Annotated in this window: 18 protein-coding genes, 1 pseudogene and 1 riboswitch; of the genes and pseudogenes, 8 read left to right on the forward strand and 11 right to left on the reverse strand. The window is 71.8% G+C overall.

Annotated elements, in window-relative coordinates; all coding sequences use genetic code 11:
* Nucleotides 1–47: 47 nt before the first annotated feature.
* The 6 genes from denD to ltnD are packed head-to-tail and all read right to left on the reverse strand — an operon-like array spanning nucleotide 48 to nucleotide 6,131.
* Complete coding sequence (gene denD, locus AC07DF_RS09975) at nucleotides 48–1,061, reverse strand: D-erythronate dehydrogenase (protein WP_478968862.1); 1,014 nt, start codon at nucleotides 1,059–1,061, stop codon at nucleotides 48–50.
* Complete coding sequence (otnI, locus tag AC07DF_RS09980; RefSeq protein ID WP_478968864.1) at nucleotides 1,058–1,861, reverse strand: 2-oxo-tetronate isomerase; 804 nt, start codon at nucleotides 1,859–1,861, stop codon at nucleotides 1,058–1,060. The genes denD and otnI overlap by 4 nt, the downstream gene beginning before the upstream one ends.
* A gap of 32 nt (nucleotides 1,862–1,893) precedes the next feature.
* Nucleotides 1,894–3,195: an MFS transporter gene (locus tag AC07DF_RS09985; RefSeq protein WP_478968868.1), complete on the reverse strand. Its 1,302-nt coding sequence runs from the start codon at nucleotides 3,193–3,195 to the stop codon at nucleotides 1,894–1,896.
* Nucleotides 3,196–3,251: 56 nt separating this feature from the next.
* Nucleotides 3,252–3,935: a class II aldolase/adducin family protein gene (locus AC07DF_RS09990; protein WP_478968872.1), complete on the reverse strand. Its 684-nt coding sequence runs from the start codon at nucleotides 3,933–3,935 to the stop codon at nucleotides 3,252–3,254.
* Nucleotides 3,932–5,212, reverse strand: a complete 1,281-nt coding sequence (otnK, locus tag AC07DF_RS09995; RefSeq protein WP_478968876.1) for a 3-oxo-tetronate kinase — start codon at nucleotides 5,210–5,212, stop codon at nucleotides 3,932–3,934. Before otnK ends, AC07DF_RS09990 begins: the two co-directional genes overlap by 4 nt.
* A gap of 1 nt (nucleotide 5,213) precedes the next feature.
* Nucleotides 5,214–6,131 carry an L-threonate dehydrogenase gene (gene ltnD / locus AC07DF_RS10000; protein ID WP_478968880.1) on the reverse strand — a complete coding sequence of 306 codons (918 nt, stop codon included), beginning with the start codon at nucleotides 6,129–6,131 and terminating at the stop codon, nucleotides 5,214–5,216.
* Between the two features lie 115 nt (nucleotides 6,132–6,246).
* Here ltnD and AC07DF_RS10005 point away from each other — a divergent pair.
* From AC07DF_RS10005 to cobM, 4 genes and pseudogenes are all read left to right on the forward strand, one after another.
* Nucleotides 6,247–6,390, forward strand: a pseudogene (locus AC07DF_RS10005) (acyl-CoA dehydrogenase); the annotation flags it as partial.
* On the forward strand, nucleotides 6,387–7,430 hold the full coding sequence (locus AC07DF_RS10010; protein ID WP_478968884.1) for an enoyl-CoA hydratase/isomerase family protein: 1,044 nt from the start codon (nucleotides 6,387–6,389) through the stop codon (nucleotides 7,428–7,430). The pseudogene AC07DF_RS10005 and the gene AC07DF_RS10010, both read left to right, overlap by 4 nt.
* 150 nt (nucleotides 7,431–7,580) lie before the next feature.
* Nucleotides 7,581–8,852, forward strand: a complete 1,272-nt coding sequence (gene cbiE / locus AC07DF_RS10015) for a precorrin-6y C5,15-methyltransferase (decarboxylating) subunit CbiE (protein WP_478968886.1) — start codon at nucleotides 7,581–7,583, stop codon at nucleotides 8,850–8,852.
* Nucleotides 8,849–9,598 carry a precorrin-4 C(11)-methyltransferase gene (cobM, locus tag AC07DF_RS10020; RefSeq protein WP_478968889.1) on the forward strand — a complete coding sequence of 250 codons (750 nt, stop codon included), beginning with the start codon at nucleotides 8,849–8,851 and terminating at the stop codon, nucleotides 9,596–9,598. Before cbiE ends, cobM begins: the two co-directional genes overlap by 4 nt.
* Nucleotides 9,599–9,695: 97 nt before the next feature.
* Here the strand turns inward: cobM and AC07DF_RS10025 are convergent, their stop codons facing one another.
* A complete protein-coding gene (locus AC07DF_RS10025; protein WP_478968892.1) occupies nucleotides 9,696–10,814 on the reverse strand; it encodes a cobalt-precorrin-5B (C(1))-methyltransferase in 1,119 nt (372 codons plus the stop codon).
* Nucleotides 10,815–10,832: 18 nt separating this feature from the next.
* Between AC07DF_RS10025 and AC07DF_RS10030 the strand changes: the two genes are divergently transcribed.
* Complete coding sequence (locus tag AC07DF_RS10030) at nucleotides 10,833–11,588, forward strand: cobalt-precorrin-6A reductase (protein WP_478968896.1); 756 nt, start codon at nucleotides 10,833–10,835, stop codon at nucleotides 11,586–11,588.
* Nucleotides 11,589–11,698: 110 nt separating this feature from the next.
* On the forward strand, nucleotides 11,699–12,844 hold the full coding sequence (nicT, locus tag AC07DF_RS10035) for a Nickel transporter NicT (protein ID WP_478968900.1): 1,146 nt from the start codon (nucleotides 11,699–11,701) through the stop codon (nucleotides 12,842–12,844).
* A 22-nt stretch (nucleotides 12,845–12,866) separates the two neighbouring features.
* Here nicT and AC07DF_RS10040 read toward each other — a convergent pair whose 3' ends face one another.
* Genes AC07DF_RS10040 through cobG form a run of 3 tightly spaced genes read right to left on the reverse strand, consistent with a single transcriptional unit; the run spans nucleotide 12,867 to nucleotide 16,325 of the window.
* On the reverse strand, nucleotides 12,867–14,357 hold the full coding sequence (locus AC07DF_RS10040; protein ID WP_478968904.1) for a precorrin-2 C(20)-methyltransferase: 1,491 nt from the start codon (nucleotides 14,355–14,357) through the stop codon (nucleotides 12,867–12,869).
* Complete coding sequence (locus AC07DF_RS10045) at nucleotides 14,354–15,025, reverse strand: precorrin-8X methylmutase (RefSeq protein WP_478968906.1); 672 nt, start codon at nucleotides 15,023–15,025, stop codon at nucleotides 14,354–14,356. The genes AC07DF_RS10040 and AC07DF_RS10045 overlap by 4 nt, the downstream gene beginning before the upstream one ends.
* A gap of 13 nt (nucleotides 15,026–15,038) precedes the next feature.
* Nucleotides 15,039–16,325: a precorrin-3B synthase gene (gene cobG / locus AC07DF_RS10050; protein WP_478969486.1), complete on the reverse strand. Its 1,287-nt coding sequence runs from the start codon at nucleotides 16,323–16,325 to the stop codon at nucleotides 15,039–15,041.
* Between the two features lie 44 nt (nucleotides 16,326–16,369).
* Nucleotides 16,370–16,521: riboswitch (cobalamin riboswitch) on the forward strand.
* 70 nt (nucleotides 16,522–16,591) lie between these two features.
* Between cobG and cobN the strand changes: the two genes are divergently transcribed.
* Nucleotides 16,592–20,221, forward strand: coding sequence for a cobaltochelatase subunit CobN (gene cobN, locus AC07DF_RS10055; RefSeq protein ID WP_478968908.1), 3,630 nt, complete (start codon nucleotides 16,592–16,594; stop codon nucleotides 20,219–20,221).
* A gap of 52 nt (nucleotides 20,222–20,273) precedes the next feature.
* On the opposite strand, the gene AC07DF_RS10060 is transcribed toward cobN, so the two are convergent.
* Nucleotides 20,274–22,244 carry a potassium transporter Kup gene (locus tag AC07DF_RS10060; protein WP_478968909.1) on the reverse strand — a complete coding sequence of 657 codons (1,971 nt, stop codon included), beginning with the start codon at nucleotides 22,242–22,244 and terminating at the stop codon, nucleotides 20,274–20,276.
* Nucleotides 22,245–22,586: 342 nt separating this feature from the next.
* Here AC07DF_RS10060 and AC07DF_RS10065 point away from each other — a divergent pair.
* On the forward strand, nucleotides 22,587–23,366 hold a 780-nt coding region (locus AC07DF_RS10065; RefSeq protein WP_478968912.1), incomplete at its 3' end, for a HAMP domain-containing protein.

Genomic DNA, 23,366 nt, shown 5'->3' on the forward strand with positions numbered 1-23,366 from the left:
CTATAGGTCCGGGTCTCGAGGCCCGGGTGTCGGCGTTCCGCTTCCCGCTATGCCTTGACCAGGACCGCGTCGGGGTGGTCGGCGAGGTAGTCCCGCACCACCGATTCGAAGCTCGGGTCGGGCTCAAGCCCGAGTGCGGCGGCGCGTGTGTTGTCGAAGACGGAGGGCCACGATCCCACGACGGCCTCGACATTACGATCGGGCGCGATGGTCACCAGATCGGCCGCCGCGTCGCCCGCCACGCGCCGCAGCGTGGCCAGCATCTCGGCGACCGAGACCGTGAGCGCGGGGAGGTTGACGGGCAGTCCGCCGTCGAGCCGGCCCCGCCCGCTGCCGCGCCCGGCTTCCGCGATGCGGAGGATCCCCTCGACCGTGCGCCGTGGTGACGCCAGGGCCACCCGCAGGTCGGGGCGTACGGGGCAGATCGCGGGGAGGCCGGCGAGGGGCTCGCGGACGATGCCCGACAGGAAGCCGGAGGCGGCGGCGTTCGGCTTGCCGGGACGTACGGACACGGTCATCAGCCGGGCGACGCGCCCGTCGATGAAGCCCCGGCGCGTGTAGTCCGCGACCAGCTGCTCGCAGACGAGCTTCTGGATTCCGTAGCTCGACCGGGGAGTGGGCAGCGTCGACTCGCTGACCACCGGCGGGAGCGGCAGTGCCGGGTCGGAGCCGTAGACCGCGACGCTGCTGGAGAACACCAGGCGCGGCGTCGGCCCGCCGGAGGCCGGCTGGGCGCGGGCGGCTTCGAGGAGGGCGCGGGTGGTGTCCAGGTTGGCGCTCATCCCGAGGTCGAAGTCGGCCTCGCACTCGGCGGAGACGGCGGCGGCGAGGTGGATCAGCACGTCCACCGGCTCCGCGAACACCTCGTCGAGACACTCGACCAGGTCTCCCCGCACGATCTCCACCAGGGGATCGGCCGCCTGCGGTGCTCCGGGCGGGACGAGGCGGTCGGTGAGCACCAGGTGATCGATCGGCGAACCATCGAATGTCCGGGTCCTCAGCAGGGTGTCGGTGATCTCGCGTCCCAGAAAGCCGAAGCCGCCCGTGATGACGATCCTCATGCGCTGTCTCCTCGGTAGTCGTGTCGCCAGCCGAGGCCCTCGCTCGTGCCGGCCCGGGGGATGTACTCGCAGCCGATCCACCCGTCGTAGCCCAGGTCGTCGACGACGCCGAACAGATGCCGGACGTCGAGCTCGCCGCTGTCCGGCTCGTGGCGGTCCGGCACGCCGGCGATCTGCAGATGACCGACCCGGCCGGTCGGCAGGTCGCGGCGCAGCGTCGTCGTGAGATCGCCTTCGACGATCTGGCAGTGGTACAGGTCGAGTTGCACCTTGAGATTCGGGGCGCCCACCTCCCGTACCACCGCGTGGGCCTCGGCCTGCCTGGACAGGAAGTAGCCCGGCATGTCGCGGCCGTTGATCGGCTCGACCAGGATGTCGACCGCCGACTCGGCGGCTCGCTCCGCCGCCCACTCCAGGTTGGCCAGGTAGGTGTCGCGGTGCTCGGCCCGTTCCTTGGGAGTCACATCCGGCGGCAGGAGACCGGCCATCACATGCAGCCGCGGGCAGTCCAGTACGGCGGCGTACTCGAGAGCCCGGGCGATCCCGGAGCGAACCTCCGCCTCGCGGCCGGGCAGCGCCGCGATCCCGCGTTCTCCGGACTCCCATGCCCCGGGAGGAGCGTTGAAGAGCACCTGCTCGAGGCCGTGGTCGTCGAGCCGGCGCCGCAACTCCGTGCTGTCGTAGGCGTAGGGGAAGAGGTATTCGACGGCGGTGAAGCCGTCCGCCGAGGCCGCGGCGAAGCGGTCGGGGAAGTCGTGCTCGGCATACATCATGGACAGGTTCGCTGCGAACCTCGGCATGCTGGCTCCTGTGCGGGGACCGGAGGGGCCGGTCAGCGGTTGACGGTCTGCTTGTCGGTGGTGAGCACCGCGGCGGCGCCGACGATGAGGCTGAGTGCCAGGACGTACATCGGGAGCGATGTCGAGCCGGTGGCGTCCTTCAGCGCGCCGATCATGTAGGGGCTGACGAAGCCGGCGAGGTTGCCGACCGAGTTGATCACGGCGAGGCCGACCGCGGCGGCGGTGCCTCCGAGGAACGCGGTGGGGAGCGACCAGAAAAGCGGCGAGCAGGTCAGCACACCGGCCGCGGCGACGGACAACGCGACCAGGGACAGCGCGGTGGACCCGGACCAGCCGGCCGCGAGCGAGAAGCCGACGGCGCCCATGAGGCTCGGGACGACCAGGTGCCAGCGGCGCTCGCGGCGCTTGTCCGCCGAACGCCCGAACAGGTTCATCGTGACGAGTGCGGCCAGGAACGGCACCGCGCTGAGCACGCCGATCGCGAGGTTGCCCTCGATGCCGGTGGACTCGATGAACGTGGGCATCCAGAACGTCAGCGCGTACTGACCCATCACGAAGCAGAAGTAGATGAAGCACATCAGCCACACCTTCGGCTCGCGGAAGGCGTCCCAGACCCGGCCGTGCACGGTCTGGTGCGCGGCGTCCTCGGCGATCGCCCGCTCGACGACGTCCTTCTCCTCGTCGGTGAGCCACTTCGCGGCGCGCACGCTGTTGTCGAGGTAGAACAGCGTGGCCACACCGATCAGGACGGCGGGGATCGCCTCCAGCAGGAACATCCACTGCCAGCCCTGCCAGCCGTTCACCCCCTGGAACCGGTCCATGATCCAGCCGGAGAGCGGGTTGCCGAAGATGCCGGCCACCGGGATGGCGGACATGAAGAGCGCGATCACCCGGGCCCGGCGGTGCGAGGGGAACCAGTAGGTGCAGTACAGGATCACCCCCGGGTAGAACCCCGCCTCGGCGGCACCGAGGAGGAACCTCAGGACGTAGAACATCGCCTCGTTGTGGACGAACATGAACGCCGCCGAGACGACGCCCCAGCTGATCATGATCCGGGCGATCCAGGTGCGGGCGCCGACGCGCTGCAGCATCAGGTTCGACGGCACCTCGAAGAGGAAGTAGCCGATGAAGAACAGACCGGCGCCGAGGCCGTACGCCGCCTCGCTGAATCCGAGGTCGTCGGACATCTGGAGCTTCGCGAAGCCGACGTTGACCCGGTCCAGGTAGGAGACGACGTAACAGAGGACGAGGAAGGGGACGATACGCCGTACGACCTTGCGGAAGACGGCGTTCTCACGGGCGGCGTCGGGGGCGGTGGATGCCGATATGGGCATGGACATGGCGATCCTTTGAGCGGCTCAGGGGAATTCTCCGGCAGGGGAGGGGCGGTTCACCACGCGGCGTTGAACGTGGACCTCAGTTCGTCGAGCGCGTGATCGGGGAGCGGCTCGGGGCGACGGTCGGTCAGGAGCCAGAGACGTGCCGTCTCCTCGAGTTCTTCGAGGACGGCGAGAGCGGTGGCCGCGTCGGGGCCCCAGACCACGGGGCCCAGCCGGTCCAGCAGCACCGCCCTGACGGGCGTACGGCTCGCTGCGTGGCCGGCGATGTGGGCGGTCACCAGGTCGGCCACGCGCGGGTCGCCGGGCCGGTGGTAGGGGATGAGCGGGACGTGCCCGACCTTCATCACGTAGTACGGCGTGATGGGCGGAAGGACGTCCTCGGCGCTCCACACACCGGCCAGCGTGAGCGCGACCAGGTGCGTGGAGTGCGTGTGGACGACGAAGCGGGCCGTGGGGTCGGCGGCACAGATGCGCCGGTGGAGCGTCAGGGTCTTGCTGGCACGGTCGCCCGCGATCTGCTCACCGGCGGCGTCGACCAGCGCCAGGCGGCCGGGTTCGAGGAACCCCAGGGCCGCGTCGGTGGGCGTGATCAGATGGTGGTCGCCGACCTTGGCACTGATGTTGCCCGCGCTGGCGTGTACGTAGCCCCGGGTGAACAGGCTGGTGCCCACGCGGACGATCTCGCCGCGGGCCTGCTCGACGCCCTCGTCGAGTGCTGTCGGCTGCGGGTTCATACGGCCTCCTCGTCCAGGAGCGCGAAGGAGCGGGTGAAGAAGTCGGGGCCGCCGAAATTGCCGGACTTGAGCGTGATGTGGAGCGTCTCTCCGCCCGGAAGAGCCGCGGCGCACCAGGGCACACCGGGGTCGATCTGCGGCCCGATCCGCAGTCCGGTGACTCCGAGCGCCTGGACGACCGCCCCCGAGGTCTCACCGCCCGCGACGACCAGCCGGCGCACGCCACGCTCCACGAGCCCCTGTGCGATGCGGGCGAGCGTCCGCTCCACAAGCTCACCGGCCTCGGCGGCACCGAGCCGGCCCTGGACGGTACGGACCGTGTCGGCGGACTCGGTGGAGTAGACGAGCACGGGGCCGTCGTCCAGGTGCGACTCGGCGAAGGCCAGGGCCTGTCCGACGACGTCCTCGCCGGCGGCCACGCGCAGCGGGTCCACGCTGAAGGCGGGCCGGCCGGTGCGCAGGTACTCGAGGACCTGGCGGTTGGTGGCCGTGGAGACCGAGCCCGAGACGACGGCCCGGTGACCGGCGGGAGGCGGCAGTTCCGCGGCGGCGCGGGACGGCTTGAACCCCCAGTTCGCGGGCAGGCCGATCGCCAGCCCCGACCCGGCGGTCACCAGCGGGAACCCCTGGACAGCCGCGCCCAGGCGCACCAGGTCGTCGTTGGAGACGGCGTCGACGACGGCGATCCCGACACCGTCCGTGCGCAGGGCGTCGACGCGGGCCCGGATCGCCTCGACGCCGTCGGCGACGGCCGTGTGGTCGATGAGGCCGACCTCCCGGGTGGTCTGCGCGCCGAGGACGGAGACCAGATTGGAGTCGGTCATCGGGGTGAGCGGGTGGTGGCGCATGCCGCTGTCGCTGAGCAGCACGTCGCCGACGAAGAGATGACCCTTGAAGATCGTGCGCCCGTTGTCGGGGAACGCCGGCGTCGCGACCGTGAAGCCGGTGCCCAGGGCGTCCATCAGGGCCTCGGTCACCGGCCCGATGTTGCCGGCGGGAGTCGAGTCGAAGGTGGAGCAGTACTTGAAGTAGATCTGCTCGGCGCCCATGGACCGCAGCCAGGCCAGTGCCCGCAGCGACGCCTCGACGGCGTCGGCCGCCGGGACGGTCCGCGACTTGAGGGCGATGACCACGGCGTCCGCGTCCACCGTCTGCTCGGCGCCGGCCGGTGGTGTGCCGATCAGCTGGACCACGCGCATGCCCGCGCGCACCAGGTTGTTGGCGAGGTCCGTGGCGCCGGTGAAGTCGTCGGCGATGCATCCGAGACGGATTCCCATGTCAGGCCTCCACCGGCTTCGGCAGGTCGACGCCCGGGAAGATCTTGATGACCGCGCTGTCGTCCTCGGCCCCCAGTCCGGAAGCCGACGCCTGGAGGAACATCTGGTGGGCGGTCGCGGCTAGGGGGAGCGGGAACCGCTCCGGCCGGGCGGCGTCCAGCACGAGCCCGAGGTCCTTGACGAAGATGTCGACGGCCGAGAGGGGCGTGTAGTCACCGTCGAGCACATGGGCCATGCGGTTCTCGAACATCCAGGAGTTGCCGGCGCTGTGCGTGATGACCTCGTAGAGCGCCTCGGCGGGAACGCCCGCCTTGATGCCGAGGGCCATCGCCTCGGCCGCGGCTGCGATGTGCACGCCCGCGAGCAGCTGGTTGACGATCTTGACCTTCGAGCCCAGCCCGGCGCGCTCTCCCAGGCGGTAGACGGTGCTGCTCATGGCCTCGAGCACCGGGTCGGCGAGGGCGTACGCCTCGGTGGAGCCCGACGTCATCATGGTGAGTTCACCGGCCGCGGCGCGAGCGGCGCCGCCGGAGATGGGAGCGTCCAGGTACAGCACGCCCTTCTCGGCCAGGCGGCCCTCGAGCGCGGCGGACCAGCCCGGATCGACCGTGGAGCACATGACGAAGACGGAGCCGGGGCGGAGCCGGCCGGCCGCGCCCCCGGCACCGAACAGCACGGTCTCGACCTGCGCGGCGTTCACCACCACGCCGACCAGGACGTCCACCGCGGCCGCCAGCTCGCCACAGGTCCCGAACGCCGTCCCGCCGTCGCGGGCGAAGTCCGCGGCCGTCTCAGGACGCAGGTCGTGAACGCCGACGTCGTACCCCGCCGCCCGCAGGCTCCGGGCCATCCCGAGGCCCATGGCTCCTAGGCCCACCACGCCCACGCGCGGTCGTTCGGGCTTGTTCTGGTCGCTCATGCCCATCCTCGCCTTGCTGTGCCGTCCGGAAGGCGGTCGCACTCAACCGCCCGCCGCGAGATCAGGTCATATGATGACCTGAGGACAGCGAAATGCGCGGTGTGATGTCCATCACGCACTCTCTACGCGGGGGGGGGCGCCTTACCCCAGTGCCTACGGCATCGAGAAGATCGACGTGCGAGTCCACCAGCTTCTGGAAGGAACCAGCGAGATCATGCGCGTCATCACGGCCCGAGGCCTGACGGAGGCACTCGGATGACCGACGTCCAGTTCCGTACGGCGGGCCGGGCCGCCCACATCATCCTCAACCGACCCAAGGCGCTCAACGCACTCACCCACGCCATGGTGCGCAGCATCGACGAGGCCTTGACCGGCTGGGAGCGGGACCCGGCCGTCGAGACCGTCGTCATCACCGGTGCGGGGGAGCGCGGCCTGTGCGCGGGCGGCGACATCCGCGGCATCCACGACGACGCCCGCGACGGGGACGGCACCGCCTCGGCCGCGTTCTGGCGCGACGAGTACCACCTCAACGCCCGCATCGCCCGCTACCCCAAGCCCTACGTCGCCGTCATGGACGGCATCGTCATGGGCGGCGGCGTCGGCGTCTCCGCGCACGGCAGCGTCCGGATCGTCACCGAGCGGTCGAGGATCGCCATGCCCGAGACCGGCATCGGCTTCGTCCCGGACGTCGGCGGCACCTACCTGCTCGGCATCGCCCCGGGCGAACTCGGCACCCACCTCGCGCTGACGGGCGCTCAGGTCGGCGCCGGTGACGCACTGCTGTGCGGCCTCGCCGACCACTACGTACCGTCCGAGGCGCTGGGGCGGTTCGTCGACGACCTCGCCGGCATGCCCGTAGAGGAAGCCCTGGACCGGCATGCGGAGCCCGCACCGGTAGGGGAACTCGCGGGACAGCGGGAGTGGATCGACTCCTGCTTCGTCGCCGGCACGGTCGAGGAAATCGTCGAGCGGCTGCTCGCGCACGGCGACCCGGCGGCCAAGGAGACCGCCGAGACCCTGCTGGCCAAGTCGCCCACTTCGCTCAAGGTCACCCTCACCGCCCTGCGCCGCGCCCGCCGGCTCGGCCCACTGGAGCGGGTGCTGGAGCAGGAGTACCGGATCTCCTGCGCGTCCCTGAGCACGCCAGACCTGGTCGAGGGGATCCGCGCCCAGGTCATCGACAAGGACCGCACCCCCCGCTGGTCACCGGCGACGCTCGGCGAGGTCACCGACGCCGACGTGGAGCGTTTCTTCGCACCCCTCGGCGAGCGCGAACTCGGCCTCGCCGGATCCGGGTGAAAGCCGGACACCGGCCGCGGGCTGTTGCTCCGTGGTGTGCGACAAGGGCCCGAGAAACGCGTACCCGAGCAAAGCCGCGCTGGTGGGCGCCCAGTAAAGTGCCCCTCTGTCGCCCACGACAGCTGCCCCCGAATCCCGAGGTACCGCGCAGTGAACCCCGCACGTCCCGCACCGACCGCCGCCGTGACCGTCGTCGGGATCGGGGCCGACGGCTGGGAGGGTCTGACGGACGCCTCTCGTGCCGCGCTGAGCGAGGCCGAGGTCCTGATCGGCGGCCCGCGTCAGCTGGAGCTGCTGCCCCCGCGCTGCGCCGGGGAGCGGATCGCCTGGCCCTCGCCCCTGCGCCCCGCGGTCCCCGGCCTGCTCGCGGCACACGCAGGCCGCCGGATCGCCGTACTGGCCAGCGGGGACCCCATGTTCTACGGCATCGGACGCGCCCTCGCGGAGGAAGCCGGGGAAGCGGGCGCCCTGCGCGTCCTGCCCCACCCCTCCTCCGTCTCCTACGCCGCCGCCCGCCTCGGCTGGCCGCTGGAGGACGTCGAGGTCGTCACGCTCGTCGGCAGGCCCGCCGCCCGTCTCGCCGCCGCCCTGCACGACGGCCGGCGGATCCTCGTCCTCAGCGCGGGCGCCGGCACGCCCGGCGAGGTCGCCGCCCTGCTGCGGGACCGGGGATTCGGGGCGAGCCGGATACGGATCCTTGAGCAACTCGGCGGCGCGCGGGAGCGCATGACCGCCGAGACCACCGCGGACGACTGGCCGGACGCGCAGCCACCCGGCGACCCCCTCAACATCGTCGCCCTCACCTGCCGCCGAGCCCCGGACGCCCCACGCCTCGGCGCCGTGCCCGGCCTCCCGGACGACGCGTACGAGCACGACGGGCAGCTCACCAAGCGGCACATCCGCGCCGTCACGCTCGGCACGCTCGCCCCCGCCCCCGGGGAGTTGCTGTGGGACATCGGAGGCGGCTCGGGCTCGATCGCCATCGAGTGGATGCGCACCCACCCCTCGTGCCGCGCGATCACCGTCGAGCGGGACCCGGTACGCGCCGCACGCATCACCCGCAACGCCGACCGCCTCGGCGTGCCCGGCCTGCGGGTCGTCACGGGCGCCGCGCCCGCCGCCCTGGCCGAACTGCCCCCGCCCGACGCCGTGTTCGTCGGCGGCGGCCTCACCGCGCCCGGCCTCATCGACGCCTGCTGGGAGGCCCTGCCGGCCCGGGGGCGGCTGGTCGCCAACACCGTGACCCTGGAGTCCGAGGCGCTTCTCGCCGGCGCCCACCGGCGTCACGGCGGCGAGCTGGTGCGGCTCGCGGTGGCGCACGCCGTGCCCGTGGGCGGCTTCACCGGGTGGCGGCAGGCGATGCCGGTGACCCAGTGGGCCGCGCAGAAGACCCTCGACACCCCTTCGGGAGCCAACAGATGACCGTGTACTTCATCGGCGCCGGCCCCGGTGCCGCCGATCTGATCACCGTGCGCGGGGCCCGCACCCTCGGGGCCTGCCGGGTCTGTCTCTACGCGGGCAGCCTGGTCCCGCGCGAGCTGCTGGCCGAATGTCCGCCGGACGCGCGGCTCGTGGACACCGCGCAGCTCACCCTGGACGAGATCACCGCCGAACTGGTCCGCGCCCACGAGGAGGGGCACGACGTGGCGCGGCTGCACTCCGGGGACCCGTCGGTGTTCAGCGCGGTGGCCGAGCAGATGCGACGGCTGGACGCGGCCGACGTGCCCTACGAGGTGGTCCCCGGCGTTCCGGCCTTCGCCGCCGCGGCGGCGGCCCTGAAACGGGAGCTGACCGTGCCCACCGTCGGTCAGACCGTGATCCTCACCCGCGTCGCCCAGCGCGCCACCGCCATGCCCGACGGGGAGGACCTGGCCACCCTCGGCCGCAGCGGCGCGCTGATCGTGCTGCACCTGGCCGCCGGCTATGTGGACCGCGTGGTCGACGAACTCCTCCCGCACTACGGCGCCGACTGCCCGGCCGCCGTCGTCGCCTACGCCTCCCGCCCGGACGAGGTGATCATTCGCGGCACCCTCGACGAGATCGCCGGGAAGACGAAGGAGGCCGGTGTGCTGCGCACGGCCGTGATCATGGTCGGGCGGACGCTGGGGGCGCGGGAGTTCAGGGACAGCCACCTCTACTCGGCGGAGCGTGAGCGTCACGTGTGCTGAGCGGCTCGGGGAGGCACCGCCGGCGCCCGGGCCCTCAGGCCACGGAGCCGCGCCCTCAGGCCACGGAGCCGCGCCCTCAGGCCGCGGAGCTGCGCCCTCAGGCCACCGAGCTGCGCCCCACCACCGTGCCCGCCCGGTCGACGCAGATCACGTCGACCGCCACCGGCGCACCGCGCAGCACGGCCAGCGCCTCGTCACGAGCGGTCCTGGCGACCAGGTCACCGAGCGGCACACCGGCGGCCATGCACGACTGCAGGGCGGCGAGCCCGGTGTTGGCCTCGGCCACCTCGGCCCGCAGCGCCTCGTCCGCTCCGCCCTGCCGGGCCAGTTCGGCGAGGAAGGCCTTGTCGACCTGGGATCGGCCGGAGTGCAGGTCGAGATGGCCGGCGGCGAGCTTGGACAGCTTCGCGAAGCCACCGCAGATCGTCAGACGCTCCACGGGATGGCGGCGGATGTACTTCAGCACGGCGCCCGCGAAGTCGCCCATGTCGAGCAGGGCGTCCTCGGGCAGCCCGTATTCCGCGACGACCGTCTTCTCCGACGTCGAACCGGTGCACCCGGCGACATGCGTACGGCCCGCGGCCCGTGCCACGTCGACACCCCTGCGGATGGAGTCGATCCACGCCGAGCAGGAGTACGGCACCACGATCCCGGTGGTGCCGAGGATGGACAGGCCGCCCAGGATGCCCAGCCGCGGGTTCCAGGTGGAGCGGGCGATCTCCTCGCCGTGGTCGACGGAGACGGTGATCTCGAGATCGCCCGTGCCACCGTGCCGGGCGGCGACCTCGGCCACGTGCTCGCGCATCATCCGGCGGGGGACGGGGTTCACGGCAGGTTCGCCGACGGGCAAGGGCAGGCCGGGGCGGGTGATCGTCCCGACCCCGGGCCCCGCCCTGAAGACCACCCCGGCCCCGGCGGGCAGCCGCCGCACCGTGGCCCGGACCAGTGCGCCGTGCGTGACATCCGGGTCGTCGCCCGCGTCTTTCACGATGCCCGCCATCGCGTATCCGTCGCCCAGCTCCTCGGCCGCCAGCGCGAACGACGGTGTCTGCCCCTTGGGCAGGGTGATCGTCACCGGGTCGGGGTACTCCCCGGTCAGCAGCGCCGTGTACGCGGCCGTCGCGGCCGCCGTCGCACAGGCGCCGGTGGTCCACCCGTGCCGCAGGCCGGTGTGCTCCAGCTGGGCCCTGCGGCCCCCCTTCACTTCGCTGCTCATGAACGGACCTGTACTCCCATGCACGTACTGATACTCGGCGGGACCACGGAAGCTCGCCGCCTCGCCGAACTGCTCCATGGCACACCCGGTCTGACCGTGACCAGCTCCCTGGCCGGGCGGGTGGCCGGCCCCCGGCTCCCCCCGGGCGAGGTCAGGATCGGCGGCTTCGGCGGGGTGGAGGGGCTGACCGCGTGGCTCGCCGAGCACCGGGTGGACGCACTCATCGACGCCACCCACCCTTTCGCCGGGACGATCAGTTTCCACGCGGCACGTGCCGCCGCCACCGCCCATGTTCCCCTGCTCGCGGTGCGGCGCCCCGGCTGGGTCCCGGTAGCCGGTGACGACTGGCGCGAGGCCGGCTCCCTGGAGGAGGCCGCGACGCTGCTGCCCTCGCTCGGCCGCCGCGTGTTCCTCACCACCGGACGCATGGGCCTGGCCGCGTTCGCCGCCCTGGACGACCTTTGGTTCCTCGTCCGTTCCGTCGACGCGCCCGAGGCCCCCCACCCGCTGCGCATGGAGGTGCTGCTCGACCGTGGCCCCTTCACCCTCGACGGCGAACGCGAGCTGCTGCGCCGGCATCGCGTCGACGTCGTCGTGACGAAGGACAGCGGGGGAGCCGCCACGGCACCGAAGCTCACGGCGGCTCGGGAGGCCGGGCTGCCGGTGGTCGTGGTCCGCCGGCCGCCGGTTCCCGAAGAGGTGGAGGTGGTGGGGGAGCCGGAAGAAGCGGTCCGGTGGATCAGGAGCCGGCGCACTTTCCCGGCTGCTGGCTGAAACCTGACGGGGGCTTTGCCGCCCGGGCCTTGTACCTGCAAAGAGTGCGCAGAAGTCTGGAGGGCGCGGCTGAGAACAGCCGATCGCCGACCAGTAAGGCCCACGCCTCCATGACCACCGCTCACGCATCCGCCCGCCCCACGATGACCCGCAAGGAGTGGATGAGCCTCGGCGGAATGGCCGCGTTCATCCTCGCGCTGCACGTCATCGGCTGGTTCACGCTCGTGGTGATCGTCGCCCCGGAGCACTACAGCCTGGGCGAGCGGACCTTCGGCATCGGGATCGGCGTCACGGCCTACACCCTGGGCATGCGGCACGCTTTCGACGCCGATCACATCGCCGCCATCGACAACACGACCCGCAAGCTGATGAGCGAGGGCCAGCGCCCGCTGTCGGTCGGCTTCTGGTTCTCCCTCGGGCACTCCTCGATCGTCTTCGTGCTCGCCTTCCTGCTCTCCCTCGGCGTGAAGGCACTGGCCGGACCGGTCGCGAACGACGACTCCACCCTGCACGGTCTCGCCGGCTGGATCGGCACCACCGTCTCCGGGGCGTTCCTGTACGTCATCGCGATCATCAACCTGGTGATCATGGCGGGGATCTGGAAGGTCTTCCGGCAGATGCGCTCGGGCCACTTCGACGAGGCGGCACTGGAGGAGCAGCTCGCCAACCGGGGCTTCATGAACCGTGTCCTCGGCCGGCTGATGAAGTCGATCACCAAGCCGTGGCAGATGTACCCCCTGGGCCTGCTCTTCGGCCTGGGCTTCGACACGGCGACCGAGATCGCCCTGCTGGTGCTGGCCGGTTCGGGCGCGGCGTCCGGACTGCCCTGGTACGCGATCCTGTGCCTGCCCGTCCTCTTCGCCGCCGGCATGTCGCTGCTCGACACCATCGACGGCTCGTTCATGAACTTCGCCTACGGCTGGGCGTTCTCCAAGCCGGTCCGCAAGGTCTACTACAACCTCACCATCACCGGCCTGTCGGTCGCCGTCGCCCTCCTCATCGGCACGGTCGAACTGCTCGGCCTGATCGCGGAGAAGGCGGATCTGCACGGACCGTTCTGGGACTGGGTGTCCGGTCTGGACCTGAACGTCATCGGCTACGTCATCGTCGGACTGTTCTTCGCCACCTGGGCCGTGGCCCTGGTGGTGTGGAAGGCCGCCCGCATCGAGGAGAAGTGGACGGCGGGCCTGGCACAGACCACCCCGGCCCCCGTAGCGGCCCCGGCCTCGGCCGCTGTTCCGGCCGAGGAGGGCTGACCCGCGGCGCCGCCGCCCGCGCTCACGCCTCCGGATACCGCCGAGGGGTCCAGACGATCTCCTCGCCGTCCCCGCGCCGTACGGCCCGCGTCTGCGAGGACCCGACCAGCAGGATCGTGCGCATGTCGACCTCGGCCGGGTCCAGGTCGGCCAGCCGCACGATCCGGACCCGCTCACCGGATCCGCCCACGTCCCGTGCCACCACCACCGGGGTGTCCGGTGCCCGGTGCTCCAGCAGCAGCTCACGGGCCTTGCCCACCTGCCAGGTGCGGCTGCGGGAACCGGGGTTGTACAGCGCCAGCACCAGGTCGGCCGAGGCGGCCGCGCTCAGCCGCTCGGCGATGACCTCCCACGGCTTGAGCCGGTCCGAGAGCGAGAGGACGGCGTAGTCGTGCCCGAGCGGGGCGCCCGCGCGGGCCGCCGCCGCGTTGGCGGCCGTCACACCCGGAAGCACCCGCACCGGGACGTCCGCGTACTGCTTCTGCGACGCGACCTCCAGAACGGCCGTCGCCATGGCGAAGACGCCCGGGTCGCCGCCCGAGACGACCGCGACCCGCCGCCCGCGCCGGGCCAGATCGAGGGCGAACTCGGCGCGCTCCGACTCGACCCGGTTGTCCGAGCCGTGCCGGACCTGTCCGGGGCGCCGCGGCACCCGGTCGAGGTAGGTCGTGTAGCCGACCAGGTCGTCGGCGGCGGCCAGCGCGCCCCGGGTCTCGGGCGTCAGCCACAGCGGACCGGCCGGCCCGGTCCCGACCACCACGACCTCGCCCCGCTCCCGGGCCTCGGGCCGCTCGGCGTCGACCTGGCTGGGCAGCACGGCCACCGAGAAGTACGGCACCGACTCCGGGTCCACGTCCGCCAGTTCGGCGAGCCGCTCCCCGGCCATGGTGGCCCGCTCGACATAGCGGGCCTCGCCGAGCCGCCCCGAACTCTCCAGCGCGCCACGCACCTTGGTGAAGGTCCGCCCCAGCTTCATCACCACGGCCACGTCCGTCGCGGCGAGCCGTGCGGTCAGCTCCTCCTCGGGCAGCGTGCCCGGCAGGATGGTCAGCACCTCCTCGCCCTCGGCGAGCGGGGTGCCCAGCCGGGCGGCGGCGGCGGACACGGACGTGACGCCGGGGACGACCTCGGTGTCGTAGCGGTCGACCAGCCGCTTGTGCATGTGCATGTAGGAGCCGTAGAAGAGCGGATCGCCCTCGGCGAGGACCGCGACCGTCCGTCCCGCGTCCAGGTGCGCGGCGAGCCGGGCCGACGCCTCGGCGTAGAACTCCTCCATCGCGCCCTTGTAGCCGCCGGGGTGGTCGGTGGTCTCGGTCGTGACCGGGTAGACCAGCCGCTCCTCGATGTGGTCGGCGCGGATGTGCTTCGCCGCGATCGAGCGCGCGATGGAACGACCGTGCCGCGCGCTGTGGTACGCGATCACGTCCGCCTCGGCGATGGCCTCCACGGCCCGCACGGTCATCAGGGACGGGTCACCGGGGCCGAGCCCCACCCCGTACAGCTTGCCGCTCACTCTTCCTCACTCGCGATCGCGTTGAGCGCGGCGGCCGCGATGGCACTGCCCCCGCGGCGGCCGCGCACGACCAGGTGCTCCAGGCCCGACGGGTGTGCGGCCAGGGCGTCCTTGGACTCGGCGGCTCCGACGAAACCGACCGGGACACCGATGACGGCGGCCGGGCGAGGTGCCCCCTCGTCGATCATCTCCAGCAGCCGGAACAGGGCGGTGGGCGCGTTGCCCACGGCCACCACCGAGCCCTCCAGCCGGTCCCGCCACAGCTCCATCGCGGCGGCGCTGCGCGTGGTGCCCAGCTTCGCCGCGAGCTCCGGCACGGACGGGTCGGAGAGGGTGCACAGCACGTCGTTGTCGGCGGGCAGCCGCTTGCGCGTCACGCCGCTGGCCACCATCTGCACATCGGTGAAGATGGGCGCGCCGGCGCGCAGAGCCTCACGGGCGCGGGCCACGACGGCCGGGCTGTAGGCCAGGTCCCGTACGAGGTCGACCATCCCGCAGGCGTGGATCATCCGGACCGTGACCTGGCTGACGTCGGCGGGCAGGGACGCGAGGTCCGCCTCCGCGCGGATGGTGGCGAAGGACTGGCGGTAGATGGCCGGGCCGTCCTTCTCGTAGTCGTACGTGGTCACAGTGTCCTTCTCGCTGCCTTCGGTCGTCGTGGCGGTCATGTCGTCGCAGGGGTCATGAGGCGATCGCCGCCAGGGCGGCGGCGAGCCGGGCAGGGTCGTCCAGGGAGGTGGTCCGGGTTTTCCGGCTGCTCACGGCGGTGGAGAGCAGGTAGCCGCCTTCCGGAGCGGCGACCACGTCGACGCGGTCGCCCGGTGGGTGTCCGCAGCGGCGTTCACAGCCGGACCAGTACAAGGGGAGGCCACCCGGCTCGATCGCGTCGAGAGCCTCGGCCGCGTCGGTCCGTACGTCCGCCCGTGACTTGGCACATCCGGGCCTGCCGATACAGGCGCCGACGCGCAGCCAGGGGGACCCGGGGTCGGTGACGAGGCCGGTGGCGGCGAGTCTGGCGAGGGATTCGTCCGGGTCCGTTCCGTGTGTGGGAAGAACCACACCGCGCCACGGGGTGAGACGCAGCTCACCGGCGGCGACGTACGTCAATTCCCGCCACTGACGCGCCGAGAGCCGTCCCAGGGGAACGTGCACGGAGAGGCCGGCACCGAGGGGTCCCGGGGGCGGACCGGATGTGCGGCCGGTCTCCCGGTTCCGCCGCTCGTGCCGGACCCCCTCGGCCCGCAGTCGTTCACCGACCGCGTCGAGCAACTCCTCGCCGGAGAGGGACAGTTCCTCCACGCGCCAGACGCGGCCCCCGCTCGTCCGCGCCGCCTCCAGGAAGGCCTCCGCGGCCATCAACGCGGCCCGGGCCGCTTCCTCGGCACCGACGTGCAGCGCCTCTCCGGCTTTTCCGAGCGCGAGTTCCGCGCCACCGTCCGCCGTCGCCCGTACCGTCACATCGGCATCGAGTCCGGCCACGTCCCCGCGTCCGTCGTCCAGCGCGAACAGAAAACGCCCCGACAGGTCCCGCGCCGCCTCGCTCGCGCACAACGCCGCGTCCAGGGCCGTCAGCCAGGGGCGTACGTCCAGCACGCCCCGCCCGTCGAGACCGGACAGCGGCGAGGCCACGATGTTGCGCACCCGCTCGTGCCCGCGCGAGGGCAGCAGACCGGCCGCGTCCAGCGACTCGGCCAGCTCCCCGGCGCAGCCCTCGGGCAGACCCCGCAGTTGCGCGTTGCCGCGCGAGGTCAGATGCAGGTCTCCGTCGCCCAGCCGTTCGGCCACGTCCCCGAGCGTCTGCGCCTGCGCAACGGTCAGCACACCACCGGGAATCCGGACGCGAGCGAGTGCTCCGTCGTCCGCCGCGTGCAGCCGCAGCGTCCCCGGACAGGCATCACCGCGGTCGCGTGGGACCGCTGTGGCCTGGGTCGATGAGCGCTGGGCAGCCGTGGACATGGCGGCGAGCATACCTACCATCACACCTGGTGTATGCCGTGCCCTCTTCCCCTGGCACTTACTATGATCGCGGCGGATCATCCGGTCCGCCATCGCCACGACGGCGACAGGGGAGGAAGCCCGGTGCGAGTCCGGCGCGGTCCCGCCACTGTGAGTCCGGCCCATGCGGCCGGGCGAGTCAGGAACTCCCTTCCCCAGGCTCGGCCTCGTCCGAGCAGGGGAGACCCCATTTCGACACCACCCGGGGCGCGGACACCCCGAGGAAGGCCCGACGCCGCATGCTGCATTCATCCGGGGGACGACCCCCGCACCCCCGAATCTTGCTCCTGTCGACGTCCGACACTGACCTGCTGAGCGCCCGCGCGGCCGCCGGCCCGGTGTCCTACCGTTTCGCGAACCCCTCCCGGCTCGCCCTCGACGACCTCCCCGGCCTCCTCGACGGGGTCGACCTGGTCGTCGTACGCCTCCTCGGCGGTATCCGGGCCTGGCAGGACGGCCTCGACCTGCTCCTGGCCGACGGCCGCCCGGTGGTCGTCCTCACCGGCGAACAGGCTCCGGACGCCCAGCTGATGGAAACCTCCACCGTCCCCGTCGGCATCGCCGCCGAGGCGCACGCCTACCTCGCCCACGGCGGCCCGGCCAACCTGGAGCAACTCGCCCGCTTCCTCTCCGACACGGTCCTGCTCACCGGCCACGGCTTCGAGGCACCGGCGGCGGCACCCACCTGGGGACCGCTGGAGCGCACGCCCCGCGACGGCGCCGACGGTCCGACCGTCGCTGTGCTCTACTACCGGGCCCACCACATGAGCGGCAACACCGCCTTCGTGGCCGCCCTGTGCGACGCGATCGAGGACGGGGGCGGCCGGGCCCTGCCCCTGTACGTCGCCTCGCTGCGCGCCCCCGAGCCCGAGCTGATCGAGGAACTCCGCGCCGCCGACGTGATCATCACCACGGTCCTCGCCGCGGGCGGCACCAAGCCCGCCCAGGCATCGGCCGGCGGTGACGACGAGTCCTGGGACGCCGGTGCGCTCACCGAGCTGGACGTCCCGATCCTCCAGGCCCTGTGCCTCACGGGTTCGCGTGCCGCCTGGGAGGCGAACGACGAGGGCGTCTCCCCGCTCGACGCGGCCAGCCAGATCGCCGTCCCCGAGTTCGACGGCCGCCTCATCACCGTCCCGTTCTCCTTCAAGGAGATCGACGAGGACGGCCTCCCGGCCTACGTCGCCGACCCCGAGCGCGCGGCCCGCGTCGCCGGAATCGCCGTACGCCACGCCCGGCTCCGACACATCCGCCCCGCCGACAAGCGCCTCGCGCTGGTCCTCTCCGCCTACCCGACCAAGCACTCCCGCATCGGCAACGCGGTCGGCCTCGACACCCCCGCCAGCGCGGTGGCCCTGCTGCGGCGCCTGCGCGAGGAGGGCTACGACTTCGGCACGGACGCCGAGGTGCCGGGCCTGGCCTCCGGCGACGGCGACGAGCTGATCCGCGCGCTGATCGAGGCGGGCGGCCACGACCAGGACTGGCTCACCGAGGAGCAGCTCGCCCGCAACCCGGTGCGCATCCCGGCCGCCGACTACCGCCGCTGGTACGCCACGCTCCCCGAGGAACTGCGCACGGCGGTGGAGGAGCACTGGGGTCCCGCGCCCGGCGAGATGTTCGTCGACCGCAGCCGCAACCCGGAGGGCGACATCGTCCTCGCGGCCCTCCGCTTCGGCAACCTGCTGATCCTCATCCAGCCCCCGCGCGGCTTCGGCGAGAACCCGATCGCGATCTACCACGACCCGGACCTGCCGCCCTCCCACCACTACCTGGCCGCCTACCGCTGGATCGCCGCCCGCGCCGAGGACGGCGGCTTCGGCGCCGACGCGATGATCCACCTCGGCAAGCACGGCAACCTCGAGTGGCTGCCCGGCAAGAACGCCGGCCTGTCCGCCGCCTGCGGCCCCGACGCCGCCCTCGGCGACCTTCCCCTGATCTACCCGTTCCTGGTCAACGACCCCGGCGAGGGCACCCAGGCCAAGCGCCGCGTCCACGCCACCCTCGTCGACCACCTCGTCCCGCCCATGGCCCGCGCCGACTCCTACGGTGACATCGCGCGCCTGGAGCAACTCCTCGACGAGTACGCCCAGATCTCCTCCATGGACCCCGCCAAGCTGCCGGCGATCCGCGCCCAGATCTGGACCCTCATCCAGGCCGCCAAGCTCGACCACGACCTCGGCATGGACGACCGCCCCGACGACGACGGCTTCGACGACTTCCTCCTCCACGTCGACGGCTGGCTGTGCGAGGTCAAGGACGCCCAGATCCGCGACGGTCTGCACGTCCTCGGCAACCCGCCCACCGGTGACGACCACGTCAACCTGGTCCTCGCCGTGCTCCGCGCCCGCCAGATCTGGGGCGGCACCACCGCCCTGCCCGGCCTGCGCGAGGCCCTCGGACTCGACGAGTCCGCCGCCACCCGCACGACCGCCGACGCGGCGGAGGAGAAGGCCCGCGCCCTGGTCCAGGCGATGGAGGACGCGGGCTGGGACCCGGCCGCCGTCCCCACCGAGCACGGCGAACAGGTCGCCGCGATCCTGGAGTTCGCAGCCCGTGAGGTCGTGCCCCGCCTCGCCGGGACCACCGCCGAGATCGACCACATGGTCCACGCGCTGGCCGGCGGCTTCGTCCCGGCGGGCCCGTCCGGCTCCCCGCTGCGCGGACTGGTCAACGTCCTGCCGACCGGCCGCAACTTCTACTCCGTCGACCCCAAGGCCGTCCCCTCCCGCCTCGCCTGGGAGACCGGGCAGGCACTCGCGGACTCCCTGCTGGAGCGCTACCGCACCGACAACGGCGAATGGCCCACCTCCGTCGGCCTGTCCCTGTGGGGCACCAGCGCCATGCGCACGGCGGGCGACGACGTGGCCGAGGCCCTCGCCCTGCTCGGCATCCGCCCCGTCTGGGACGACGCCTCCCGCCGCGTGACCGGGCTGGAGCCCGTCCCCGCCGAGGAACTGGGCCGCCCCCGTATCGACGTCACCCTGCGGATCTCGGGCTTCTTCCGGGACGCCTTCCCGCACACGATCGGACTGCTGGACGACGCCGTACGCCTCGCGGCGTCACTGGACGAGCCGGCCTCGGTGAACCACGTCCGGGCCCATGTGCAGGCGGACGTGGCGGAACACGGCGACGAACGGCGCGCCACCACCCGTATCTTCGGCTCCCGCCCCGGCACCTACGGCGCGGGCCTGCTCCAGCTCATCGACTCCCGCGACTGGCGCACCGACGCCGACCTGGCCGAGGTCTACACGGTCTGGGGCGGCTACGCCTACGGCCGCGAACTCGACGGCCGCCCGGCCCGCGAGGAGATGGAGACGGCCTACAAGCGCATCGAGGTCGCCGCCAAGAACACGGACACGCGCGAGCACGACATCGCCGACTCCGACGACTACTTCCAGTACCACGGCGGCATGGTCGCCACGGTCCGCGCCCTGCGCGGCACGGCGCCCGAGGCGTACATCGGCGACTCCACCCGCCCCGAGACGGTCCGCACCCGCACCCTCGTGGAGGAGACCTCGCGCGTCTTCCGTGCCCGCGTGGTCAACCCCAAGTGGATCGAGGCGATGCGCCGCCACGGCTACAAGGGCGCCTTCGAACTCGCCGCCACGGTGGACTACCTGTTCGGCTACGACGCCACCACCGGCGTGATCGCCGACTGGATGTACGACAAGCTCACCGAGACGTACGTCCTGGACGAGACCAACCGCGAGTTCCTCCAGCAGGCCAACCCCTGGGCCCTGCACGGCATCGCCGAGCGGCTGCTGGAGGCCGAGTCGCGCGGGATGTGGGAGAAGCCCGATCCTGCGGTGCTGGAGGGGCTGCGGCAGGTGTACCTGGAGACGGAGGGAAACCTCGAGGGCGAGGACTGACGACCTGGGCCGGGTGCCTGACCGAAAGGTGGTCAGGCACCGTCGACCACACCTACACCTCGATCTGCGAGCCCATGATGACCGTACGCTCGCGGGGCAAGCCGAAGTACTCGGCGGCGTCTGCCGTGATGTAGGAGGTGGCGATGAACAGCCGCTTGCGCCAGGGCGCCATCGTCGGGGCCTTCCCGCGCCGGATCTCGATCTTCGACAGGAAGTAGGACGCCTGGTCGAGTTGCAGCGGCCCCTCGGTGTCGGCCGGGTCGAGCAGGGCCAGGGCGCCGGGCACGTCCGGTGTCTCCATGTAGCCGAACCGGGCGGTGACGTGGATGATCCCGTCGTCGGCGTACCCGAGGTCGTCGACGGCGATCCGCTGGTCGGCCTGGACACGCGGCACGGGCTCGGTCTTGATGGACAGGATCACGACATGGTCGTGCCGCACGTGGTTGTGCTCGACGTTGGCCACCATCGCCAGGGGCGCGGTCTCCTTCCCCCGGTTCAGGAAGACGGCCGTGCCGGGCGCCCGGACCGTCGGCTCATCGCCCGCACGGAGGTCTTCGATGAACTCGGGCAGCGGGCCTTCCTGGCGCGCCCGTTCCGCCGTGACGAGTGCCCGGCCGCGTTGCCAGGTCGTCATGACGGTGAACGCGGTGAGGCCGATCAGCAGCGGCAGCCACGCGCCGTGGACGAGCTTGGTCATGTTGGCCGCCACGAACAGCAGGTCCACGAAGAGGAGCACACCCGCCCCGGTGAAGAGCAGCCACCGGGGTGTACCCCACTTGGCGCGGGCGACGTAGAAGAACAGCAGGGTGGTGATGGTGATGGTGCCGGTGACGGCCATGCCGAACGCGTAGGCCAGCGCTTCGGAGGCGCGGAAGGCGAAGACCAGGGTGAGGACCGAGACCATCAGGAGCCAGTTGATCCACGGGACGTAGATCTGGCCGATGGTGGATTCGGAGGTGTGCGCGATGCGCAGCCTCGGCAGATAACCCAGCTGGGCCGCCTGGGAGGCGACCGAGTACGCCCCGGTGATCACCGCCTGGGAGGCGATCACGGTCGCCGCCGTGGCGAGCAGGACCATCGGCCAGCGCCCCCAGCCGGGCACCAGCAGGAAGAACGGGCTCCTGATGTTGTCCGGATCGTCGAGGATCAGCGCGCCCTGGCCCAGGTAGCTCAGAACGCAGGCGGGCAGGACGAGGAACAGCCAGCCCCGGGTGATCGCCCGGCGGCCGAAGTGCCCCATGTCGGCGTAGAGCGCCTCGGCACCGGTGACCGCGAGGACGATCGCGGCCAGGGCGAAGAAGGCGGTGCCCCAGTGGCCGAACAGGAAGCCCAGCGCGTACGTCGGTGACAGCGCCTTGAGGATGTCCGGGTGGTCGGCGATGCCGACGACGCCGCACGCGCCGATGGCCACGAACCAGGCGATCATGATCGGGCCGAACACCCGGCCCACCGCCGCGGTTCCCCTGCGCTGCACCAGGAACAGGAGCACGATGATCACCGCGGTGATGGGAACGACCGCGTCCTCCAGCGACGGCTGGACGACCTTGAGTCCCTCGACCGCGGACAGCACCGAGATCGCCGGTGTGATCATGCTGTCGCCGAAGAACAGCGACGCACCGAAGATGCCCAGGGCGGCGAGTGCGGCGGCGGCCCGGCGCCCACGCTGTGAACTCCACCGTCGCAGCAGCGTGATCAGCGCCATGATGCCGCCCTCGCCGTCGTTGTCGGCGCGCATCGCCAGCAGCACGTAGGTGACCGTGACGATGATCATCACCGACCAGAACACCAGGGACACCACCCCGTACACATTGTCCGTGCTGACCGGAACCGGGTGCGGGTCGCTCGGGTTGAACACCGTCTGGAGGGTGTAGATCGGGCTGGTCCCGATGTCGCCGAAGACCACGCCGAGAGCACCGATGACCACCGCGAGCCGCACCGTGTCGTGCGTGTCCCTCCGATGGGCCTCGGGTGCCGGCGCCGCGGACCCGTCGTCCGACGCGTGTCCCTGCCCGCGCTCGGCCATGGTGCTCCTCCTCGTGCGGGCCGCTGTGGCGTGGACCCGGGACGTCGGGGCGGACGATACCGATCTCAAGCGAATCGGCGAAGACGCCGAGTCGACACCATATTTGATTCTTTCCGTTGCTCATGCGAACGGGTGATTGCGGCCCGGCCGATTACCGGGAGGATTGCCGGTCGACCTTCGGCCGTTGTCGCGTGACAATACTTGCCGGAATCAAGCCGGGGGCCGGCCGGGCCATACGATAAGAGCGTTCGTAGCGGCCGGTGGGGGCGAGAATTCCGACAGTTGACGGCACGTCTGAATGTCGGAGCGAATGCCGTGGGGCGTTCGGGGAGAGGGAAGAGCATGGACAAGGCGGGGACCGCGATCCAGGATCCGGGCGTAGTGCCGGGGGAACCGGAGCTGCGGCGGTTGCTGGCCGGGCTGACGGCGGTGCGCGACGGCGACTTCGGCACCCGGCTGCCGGAGGAGGCCGGCGGCCTGCTCGGCGAGATCGCGTCCGTGTTCAACGGCATGGTCGACCAGCTGTCGCTGTTCACCTCGGAGGTGACCCGCGTGGCACGCGAGGTCGGTACCGAGGGCACGCTGGGCGGTCAGGCCCAGGTACCGGGGGTTTCCGGAACGTGGGCCGATCTGACCGACTCGGTCAACGCCATGGCCGGTAACCTGACCACCCAGGTGCGTGACATCGCCCAGGTGGCCACCGCGGTCGCCAAGGGTGACCTGTCGCAGAAGATCGACGTCGACGCGCGTGGCGAGATCCTGGAGTTGAAGAACACCATCAACACGATGGTCGATCAGCTCTCGGCGTTCGCGGACGAGGTCACGCGGGTGGCGCGGGAGGTGGGTACGGAGGGCCGGCTCGGCGGGCAGGCGGACGTCAAGGGTGTGCGGGGCACCTGGCGGGATCTGACCGACTCGGTGAACTTCATGGCGGGGAACCTGACCGGTCAGGTGCGCTCCATCGCCCAGGTGGCCACCGCGGTCGCCAAGGGTGACCTGTCGCAGAAGATCACCGTCGACGCCCGGGGCGAGATCCTGGAGTTGAAGAACACCATCAACACGATGGTCGATCAGCTCTCGGCGTTCGCGGACGAGGTCACGCGGGTGGCGCGGGAGGTGGGT

The sequence above is a fragment of the Streptomyces sp. NPDC044719 genome, from assembly GCF_056433405.1.